Source organism: Pseudomonas sp. (genome assembly GCF_050739655.1).
Classification (GTDB): Bacteria; Pseudomonadota; Gammaproteobacteria; order Pseudomonadales; family Pseudomonadaceae; genus Aquipseudomonas.
The window spans coordinates 1-8,750 of the sequence record NZ_JBOIBY010000440.1; the positions used below are offsets into that span (position 1 = coordinate 1).

General features: G+C 60.3%; 8 protein-coding genes. 4 read left to right on the plus strand and 4 right to left on the minus strand.

Annotation, left to right across the window (positions count from 1 at the left end; all coding sequences use genetic code 11):
* Positions 1–124: 124 nt before the first annotated feature.
* A complete protein-coding gene (gene hslO, locus ACRESJ_RS21235; protein WP_431759652.1) occupies positions 125–1,027 on the minus strand; it encodes an Hsp33 family molecular chaperone HslO in 903 nt (300 codons plus the stop codon).
* A 204-nt stretch (positions 1,028–1,231) separates the two neighbouring features.
* Positions 1,232–1,636, minus strand: a complete 405-nt coding sequence (locus tag ACRESJ_RS21240; RefSeq protein ID WP_431759653.1) for an RNA-binding S4 domain-containing protein — start codon at positions 1,634–1,636, stop codon at positions 1,232–1,234.
* A 274-nt stretch (positions 1,637–1,910) separates the two neighbouring features.
* Here ACRESJ_RS21240 and ACRESJ_RS21245 point away from each other — a divergent pair, with 274 nt between their 5' ends.
* Positions 1,911–2,330 carry an ATP-dependent zinc protease family protein gene (locus tag ACRESJ_RS21245; protein ID WP_431759659.1) on the plus strand — a complete coding sequence of 140 codons (420 nt, stop codon included), beginning with the start codon at positions 1,911–1,913 and terminating at the stop codon, positions 2,328–2,330.
* Positions 2,327–3,232 carry a 30S ribosomal protein S6--L-glutamate ligase gene (rimK, locus tag ACRESJ_RS21250; RefSeq protein WP_431759654.1) on the plus strand — a complete coding sequence of 302 codons (906 nt, stop codon included), beginning with the start codon at positions 2,327–2,329 and terminating at the stop codon, positions 3,230–3,232. The genes ACRESJ_RS21245 and rimK overlap by 4 nt, the downstream gene beginning before the upstream one ends.
* 154 nt (positions 3,233–3,386) lie before the next feature.
* On the opposite strand, the gene ACRESJ_RS21255 is transcribed toward rimK, so the two are convergent.
* Together ACRESJ_RS21255 and ompR are read right to left on the minus strand one after the other, a co-directional pair.
* Entirely contained in the window at positions 3,387–4,700 is a 1,314-nt protein-coding gene (locus tag ACRESJ_RS21255; protein WP_431759655.1) for an ATP-binding protein, read from the minus strand.
* Between the two features lie 115 nt (positions 4,701–4,815).
* Positions 4,816–5,556 carry an osmolarity response regulator transcription factor OmpR gene (gene ompR / locus ACRESJ_RS21260; RefSeq protein WP_431759656.1) on the minus strand — a complete coding sequence of 247 codons (741 nt, stop codon included), beginning with the start codon at positions 5,554–5,556 and terminating at the stop codon, positions 4,816–4,818.
* Between the two features lie 361 nt (positions 5,557–5,917).
* Between ompR and ACRESJ_RS21265 the strand changes: the two genes are divergently transcribed.
* Both ACRESJ_RS21265 and ACRESJ_RS21270 read left to right on the plus strand, forming a co-directional pair.
* Positions 5,918–8,242, plus strand: coding sequence for a Tex family protein (locus ACRESJ_RS21265; RefSeq protein WP_431759657.1), 2,325 nt, complete (start codon positions 5,918–5,920; stop codon positions 8,240–8,242).
* The gene (locus ACRESJ_RS21270; RefSeq protein ID WP_431759658.1) at positions 8,242–8,625 is read left to right on the plus strand and encodes a PaaI family thioesterase; all 384 of its coding nucleotides are present in this window, start codon (positions 8,242–8,244) and stop codon (positions 8,623–8,625) included. Before ACRESJ_RS21265 ends, ACRESJ_RS21270 begins: the two co-directional genes overlap by 1 nt.
* Positions 8,626–8,750 lie beyond the last annotated feature (125 nt).

Below are 8,750 nucleotides of genomic sequence, written 5' to 3' on the forward strand. Positions count from 1 at the left end.
GTGCACTACTACCGCGAAAAAAGTGGCCCGGATTATGCCAGAAAAGCCCAAAAAGAGTAGGCCCCTCCTGTCGTAACGGCGTTAATCCGGCACGAACCAGTGAATTTACCTGCGCTGAACCGTTTTAGTGACGGGTATCTGACGGCGTCTCGAGGCCCGCGCCTGCGAACAATTGAGCGACATCGGCGGCATCGAACAGGTATTGCTGGTTGCAGAACTGGCAGTCGATTTCGATGTTGCCACCGTGTTCGACCACCAGGTTCTGCGCATCTTCATGACCCAGACTGACCAGTGCATTGGCCGAACGTTCACGGGAGCAACTGCAACGGAAGCGCAGTTTCTGCACGTCGAACAGGCGAACCTGCTCTTCGTGGTAGAGACGATGGAGTACGGTTTCGTTGTCCAGGCTCAACAGTTCATCGACGGTCAGCGTCCCGGTCAGGGCGCTAAGGTGCTGCCAGTGGGCCGCACGTTCTTCTTCGTCCTTGATGCGGTCGGACGGCAGTTGTTGCAACAGGATGCCGCGAGCACGGCGGCCATCGGCGCACAGGGTGATGCGCGTGCCGATCTGCTGCGACATGACGAAGTAGTTGGTGAAGCACTCGGACAGGTCTTTGCCGTCGAGATCGACGACGCCCTGGTAGCGCTGGCCCTGCTTTGGATCGATGGTCAGGGTGAGCGAGCCATCCGGCATCAGGTCGGACAGGGTCGCGTCAGGCGCAATCCGATCGGCCTCGTAACGGGCCAGGCCACGGATGTCGCGCTCGCTGGAGCACTCGATCATCAACAGCGGAATCGGGCCTTCGGAGCGAGCTTGCAGGATCAGCAAGCCATCGAACTTCAAGGTGCCGACCAGCAGCGCTGCCGCCGCCATCAGTTCGCCGAGCAACTGCGCAACCGGCTCCGGATAGGCGTGTTTGGCCAGGACTTCGGCGTAGCTGAGTTCCAGCGAAACCATTTCGCCACGGTTGTCGCTGTCATCGAAGATGAAGCGTTGGGTGAAGTCGGTATCCGGTAGGTGGGTCATAAGTCTGGGTATCTGAATGTTAAAAAATGAAATTCAACGCCTCTGACGCCGTAGGCCCTCTTTATGGCCCATGGGGTCGGATGCTGTAGTGATTTTCGACGAGCGGCTATTTGTAGGCTCGCTACGGCGTCGGGGAATCCCCCGATATGGTTGCTCGCACCTGCAATTGCAAGTCGGCCCCTGACAAAGGGGCCTTAATCAACGCTATTCGTTGCTACTGCCGCGAAACTTGAACAGGTCGCGCCGCTGCTTCTTGCTCGGCTTGCCATCGGTGCTCACGCCAAGGGCGCCGGCTTTGCGCTGGGCTGCTGCGGCTTCGCGCTTGGCGATGCTGGCTTCAGTCTCTGCATAAAGCGTCTGAGCTTCCGGCGCGCCGCGGCGCACGATGGACAGTGCCTGAACCACGACCGTGCGCTCGTCGAAACCGGTGCGAATCTCGAATTCATCGCCAATGCGCGGCTCTTTGCCCGGCTTGCAGCGCTCGCCCCGGTGATGCACCTTGCCGCTTTCAATCGCCGCCTTGGCCAAGGCGCGGGTCTTGTAGAAACGCGCAGCCCATAACCATTTATCGAGGCGGACTTTGTCGTCCTCTTCGTTTTTTTGTGCCATGGGATTTCCTCGTTCTGAAATATTGGTGAACTGTACTACCGTTCTGTCGTACCAAGAATTACGTGACCCCGGATTACAATGCTGACATTCCATAACCTCCCAGTGAGGCTGGAAATCCGGGCCGTAGATATCTGTCGCCTTTTACCCATTATTCTGCGTGAATACCGCGAATTCGGCCCCTGCGGCTGTCGCGGTTTCCACCGGTTGAGCAATTTTGAAGACATTTGATCATTTGACCGTTGTCGGTCTGCGCGAGTGGGTGGCGCTCCCGGATCTGGGAGTCGCAGGCCTTCGGGCAAAAATCGACACCGGCGCCAGTACATCCAGCCTGCATGCCACCGATATCGAAGTGTTCGACCGCGATGGCGAGCAATGGGTGCGCTTCACGGCGCACCTGGGCACGGTGGTGCAACTGCGTCACCGTCGTTGCGAAGCGCCCCTGGTGACGCAAAAAACCATCAAAAGCTCCAACGGTCATGCGCAGGTGCGATACGTGATCAGTACCACACTGGCCCTCGGTGATCGGGTCTGGCGGGTCGAGTTCACGCTCGCTTGCCGCAAATCCATGCGTTATCGCCTGCTACTTGGCTCCAAAGCCTTGATCGACGGCCAACTGGTGGTCAATCCGGGCATTAAATATGTACAAGACAAGCCGGTGTTCCCGGTATCTACCTCCTCCACAGGTGTTGCATGAAGATCGCTGTGCTTTCGCGGAACCCGCGTCTGTATTCCACCCGTCGCCTGGTCGAAGCCGGTATCGAACGCGGCCATGAAATGGTGGTTGTCGATACGCTGCGCGCCTACATGAACATCGCCAGCCACAAACCGCAGATCCACTATCGCGGCAAGCCGCTGGAAGGGTTCGACGCGGTGATTCCACGGATCGGAGCGTCCGTGACCTTCTACGGCTGCGCCGTATTGCGCCAGTTCGAAATGATGGGAGTTTTTCCGCTCAACGAATCGGTGGCCATCGCCCGCTCACGCGACAAGTTGCGCTCACTGCAATTGCTGTCGCGCCGCGGGATCGGCTTGCCGGTCACCGGCTTCGCCCATTCCCCCGACGACATTCCCGACCTGATTGCCATGGTCAACGGCGCGCCACTGGTGATCAAGGTGCTGGAAGGCACCCAAGGCATCGGCGTGGTGCTCTGTGAGACCGCCACGGCCGCAGAGTCCGTGATCGAGGCATTCATGGGCCTCAAGCAAGACATCATGGTTCAGGAGTACATCAAGGAGGCTGGCGGTGCCGACATTCGCTGCTTCGTGGTGGGCGACAAGGTGATTGCCGCGATGAAACGCCAGGCCAAGCCAGGGGAGTTCCGCTCCAACCTGCATCGTGGCGGCAGCGCCAGCCTGATCAAGATCACGCCGGAAGAGCGCATGACCGCCTTGCGCGCAGCGAAGGTCATGGGCCTGACGGTCGCGGGTGTGGACATCCTGCGTTCCAATCATGGGCCGCTGGTGATGGAAGTGAACTCGTCGCCGGGTCTTGAGGGGATTGAGACCACCACTGGCAAGAATGTGGCGGGGATCATCATTGAGCATTTGGAGAAAAATGGCGGGCCGAACATGACCCGGACCAAGGGCAAGGGATAAGCCCAATATCATGTGGCGGTCTTGAGGCCCCCTTCGCGGGCAAGCCCGCTCCCACAGGGTCCGTGTCTATCGCAAATTTTTGTGCTCGACGCGATCACTGTGGGAGCGGGCTTGCCCGCGAAGAGGCCGTCAGCCCCACCGCCGAGGCCAGCCTTTAAACCGCATCCCGCGGCAACATCAGCCCCAACGGCAACCGTACACGCGCTTCCAGCCCACCACCGGAACGGTTGCGCAACTCGACATTCCCGCCATGCATCGAAGCAATCCGCTTCACGATCGCCAGCCCCAACCCGGTGCCCTTGCCGCCACGGGCGCGGTCACCACGGGTGAAAGGGTTGAAGATCGCTTCCAGTTCCGACGGATCGATGCCGGCGCCACGGTCCATGACGCTCAACACTACATAGGGCGCGGCGGTGTCACCGGAGACATAAGCGGCCACCTCCACTCCGCTGCCCGCGTGGTGCAGCGCGTTGCCGATCAGGTTATTCAGCAACCGCTTCATCGATACCCGACGCAACGGAAACGGCTGGATCGGCTCCAGTCGCAGGCGCACTTTTTCTTCATTCTGGTTGTACGGCGCGGCGACTTCGCGGACCAGATCGCTCAGGTCCACCTCCTCCACCGACTCGTCACGACCATCACGGATGAATGCAAGGAACTGGTCAAGAATCGCATCCATGTCTTCGATGTCGCGAACCATGTCGTCAGTCAGGTCGTTGCGATCCCCCATCAACTCAAGGGACAGCCGCAACCGGGTCAGCGGCGTACGAAGGTCATGGGACACGCCAGCCAGCATCAATTCACGTTCGCGACCGGCCTGCTCGACGTCTTCGGCCATTTGGTTGAAGGCGCGATAAACCTCGGTCATTTCACTCGGCGTATCGCTGATCGGCAGACGCACGCTGCGACCCTGGCCCAGTTGCCGTGCAGCGTAAACCAGTCGTTTGAGGGGTTGGTTGAGCTGGCTGACGAAAATCCATGCCGAAGCAGTGGAAAGCAGGCCGATGGCGAGGAACCAGCCAAGTACATTCCAGATTTTCTGGCCACGCAGTGGATGTGGATACAACGGGACTTTCAGCCAGCCATCGCCCAGGCTCGGCGCCCGAACCCACAATGCCGGAGGTGAATGCATGCGTAATCGGACTTCGGTGTCGGCCCCCAGCTCGGCCTGCATCTGCCGTTGATAGATTTCACTGTAAGGCCAGTGTTGTTCGCCTTCCGGCACGCCGGCTCCCACCACCCGGATCAGGGTCGCGGCTTCGGCGATCTTGTCGCGGTTGTTTTCATCGGCCGCCCAATAGGCGCGCAACGTCAGGGCGACACCGTGGCTGTATTGACGGTCCACCAGCACGTCTTCGTTCATCAGCAGATAAACCAGGGTCAGCGCCTTGGAGAACAGAACGACGATCAGCACCAGCCAAAGGGTGCGAGAGAAGAAACTCTGGGGGAACCAAACGGGGGTTTTCATGGATAGCCGCTACACACTTGCAGGAACGAGCGATGCTCGCATATTGCGGGTCGCGAGTCTGCGGGCAAGGCCATTTGACCCATCGCCCGCACGACCCGCGCCTACAAATCGCCGATCACTTGGTGGCGGCGCCGTCCGGAACGAACACGTAGCCCACGCCCCAGACAGTCTGGATATAGCGCGGTTTGGATGGATCTGGCTCGATCATCCGGCGCAGACGGGAAATCTGCACATCGATGGAACGCTCCAGGGCATCCCATTCACGGCCACGGGCCAGGTTCATCAGTTTGTCGCGGGTCAGCGGCTGGCGGGCGTTCATCACCAGGGCCTTGAGTACCGCGAACTCACCGGTGGTGAGCATGTGCACTTCTTCGCCGCGCTTGAGTTCGCGGGTGGCCAGGGACAATTCGTAGTCACCGAATGTCACGCTTTCGTCTTCACTGCCCGGCGCACCCGGCACCGGAGCCGACTGACGACGCAGGACCGCTTTGACACGGGCCATCAGCTCATCCGGGTTGAACGGCTTGGCCAGGTAATCGTCGGCGCCCAGTTCAAGGCCCTTGATGCGGCTCAGCTCATCGCCCTTGGCGGTCAGCATGATGATCGGAATCTGGTTGTTCGCGCTGCGCAGACGACGGCAGGCGGTCAGGCCGTCTTCGCCGGGCAGCATCAGGTCGAGGACGACCAGGTTGAACACTTCGCGTGCCAGCAGGCGGTCCATTTGCTCGGTGTTCGGTACGGTACGGGCGCGATAGCCCTTGCTGACGAAAAAACGTTCCAGCAGGCTGCTGAGGCCCGGGTCGTCGTCAACAATAAGAATTTTTTCGCCTTCAGCAATGTTTGCAGTGCTGCTCATTGGATGCTCCTTTTAGCTCGGCGCGCATTATGGCGTAGCTGCCGCTATACGCACCGTGTGCATTGTTAGCAGATTTTTCCTTTACTGCCAGAAAACCGGGTACTGCACCTGCGTCCCGCGATGTCCCAGAATGGCGGAACGCTGGTTATAATGCGCGGCCATTTGTGTCAGGCAACATCAGACAGGTACTACAGGCAGTCGCTTTTTATTTTCATGGCGGCCGCAGCATTTGTTCGATTTCACGGGTCAACGGCTTGCCTGTTGACCCAGGTAGCGGCGCAGGCCAGGCCGCTCAACCAGACTCGCCGAGCCCCTATCTCTGTGCCTGCGAGCCTGCTTTCACAATTTGTCAGGTGGTTTTATGGACAGCATCAACAGCCGCATCGCCGAGGAACTCGGCGTACGCCCACAACAGGTCGAAGCGGCCGTCGCGCTACTCGATGAAGGCTCTACAGTTCCCTTCATCGCCCGTTACCGGAAAGAAGTGACCGGCAGCCTCGATGACACTCAACTGCGTCATCTGGAAGAGCGTCTGCGCTACTTGCGAGAACTCGACGAACGGCGCATCAGCATCCTTGCCAGCATCCAGGAGCAAGGCAAGCTGACCCCGCAGCTCGAACGCGACATCAAGCTCGCCGACACCAAGACCCGCCTCGAAGACTTGTACCTGCCGTACAAGCAAAAGCGCCGCACCAAGGGCCAGATCGCCCTGGAAGCCGGCCTCGGCGAGCTGGCGGACGGCCTGTTCAATGACCCGAACCTGGCCCCGGAAACCGAAGCCGCACGCTTTATCGACGCTGAAAAAGGCGTGGCCGATGTGAAGGCTGCCCTCGAGGGCGCCAAGTACATCCTCATGGAGCGTTTCGCCGAAGACGCCGGCCTGCTGGACAAACTGCGTAACTACCTCAAGCAGGAAGCCATCCTCAGCGCCCGCGTGATCGCCGGCAAGGAAGAGGAAGGCGCCAAGTTCCGCGACTATTTCGAACACGACGAACCACTCAAAAGCATGCCGTCGCACCGTGCCCTGGCGATTTTCCGTGGTCGCAACGAGGGCATTCTCAGCTCCGCGCTGAAAGTCGGCGACGAACTGCCGGGCACCATGCACCCATGCGAAGGCATGATCGGCCAGCACGTTGGCATCCAGAACCAGAACCGCGCCGCCGACAAATGGCTGGGCGAAGTGGTTCGCTGGACCTGGAAGGTCAAGCTCTACACCCACCTGGAGACCGACCTGCTGGGCGAACTGCGTGACGGCGCGGAAACCGAAGCGATCAACGTATTCGCCCACAACCTGCACGACCTGCTGCTGTCGGCCCCCGCCGGGCCGCGCGCGACCCTGGGCCTCGACCCAGGCCTGCGTACCGGTTGCAAGGTGGCGGTGGTCGACTCCACCGGCAAGCTGCTGGATCACGCCACCGTTTACCCGCACGTGCCGCACAACAAGTGGGACCAGACCCTCGCGATCCTGGCCGCCCTGTGCGCCAAGCATTCGGTGGACCTGATCGCCATCGGCAACGGCACCGCCAGCCGCGAAACCGACAAACTGGCGATCGAACTGATCAAAAAATACCCAGCCATGAAGATGACAAAGGTCATGGTGTCCGAGGCCGGTGCATCGGTGTACTCGGCATCGGAACTGGCGGCCAAGGAATTCCCGGACCTCGACGTGTCGATCCGTGGCGCGGTGTCGATTGCCCGCCGCCTGCAAGACCCGTTGGCTGAACTGGTGAAAATCGACCCGAAATCCATCGGTGTCGGCCAGTACCAGCACGACGTGTCGCAGCTGAAACTGGCCCGTGGCCTGGATGCAGTGGTCGAAGACTGCGTGAACGCCGTGGGCGTGGACGTAAACACCGCGTCCGTGGCGCTGCTGGCGCGTATCTCCGGCCTCAACGCGACCCTGGCGCAGAACATCGTCAGCCACCGCGACGAGCACGGCGCATTCAAGACCCGCGCTGCGCTGAAAAAAGTCGCACGCTTGGGTGAAAAAACCTTCGAACAGGCCGCTGGCTTCCTGCGGGTCATGAACGGCGAAAACCCGCTCGACTCGTCGGCAGTGCACCCGGAAGCCTATCCGCTGGTGCAGCGCATCGCCGCCGAAACTGACCGTGACATTCGCTCGCTGATTGGCGACGCTTCGTTCCTCAAGCGTCTCGATCCGAAGAAATTCACCGACGAAACCTTCGGCCTGCCGACCGTCACCGACATCCTGCAAGAGTTGGAAAAGCCCGGCCGCGACCCACGTCCAGAGTTCAAAACTGCCGAGTTCATGGAAGGCGTCGAAGACCTCAAGGACCTGCAACCAGGCATGATCCTCGAAGGTGTGGTGACCAACGTGACTGCATTCGGTGCCTTCGTCGATATCGGCGTGCATCAGGACGGTTTGGTGCACATCTCCGCACTTTCAGAGAAGTTCATCAAGGATCCGCGTGAAGCGGTGAAAGCCGGCGACGTGGTGAAAGTGAAGGTCATGGAAGTCGATATCCCGCGTAAACGCGTGGGCCTGTCGATGCGCATGAGCGACACCCCAGGCGAGAAAATCGACGGTGCCCGTGGCGCGCGTCCGGGTTCGGCGCCACGCCAATCCCAGAACACCGCCCCGCGCAAGGAAACCACGGCAGCGGCTCCGTCCAACAACGCGATGGCTTCGCTGTTCGCCAACGCCAAACAGCTGAAGAAACGTTGATGGAGATCCCGGCCGGCCTGATTGAAAGCGCGTTTTTCAAGCTGCTGGGTTGCCGTTTGCACAGCCTGGAAACCGGGGTGGCGCAAGTCGCCCTGGTGCTGGAACCCGAGCTGCGCAATCGCAGTGGCAAACTGCACGGCGGGGCCTTGTTCAGTCTGGTGGACATCGCCATGGGGCTGGCCTGTTCCAGCACCCACGGCTTTGACCAGCAGAGCGCGACCATCGAGTGCAAGATCAACTACATCCGCGCCGTCTCGGACGGCGAGGTGATGTGCACGGCGCGGGTGATCCACCCGGGTCGCCGCACGTTGGTAGTTGAGGCCGATGTGCTGCAAGGCAACAAACTGGTCGCAAAAGCACAAGGCACGTTCGCTGTCCTGTAGCTAGTCGCCATCAATTTGAGTTAATTTCAGCGCAATGCCCTTCCCTGTAGGAGCGAGCTTGCTCGCGATGGACGTCAACGATGACGCTGGAAGTCTGACACCCAGCGGTGTTCTTGGGTCCATCG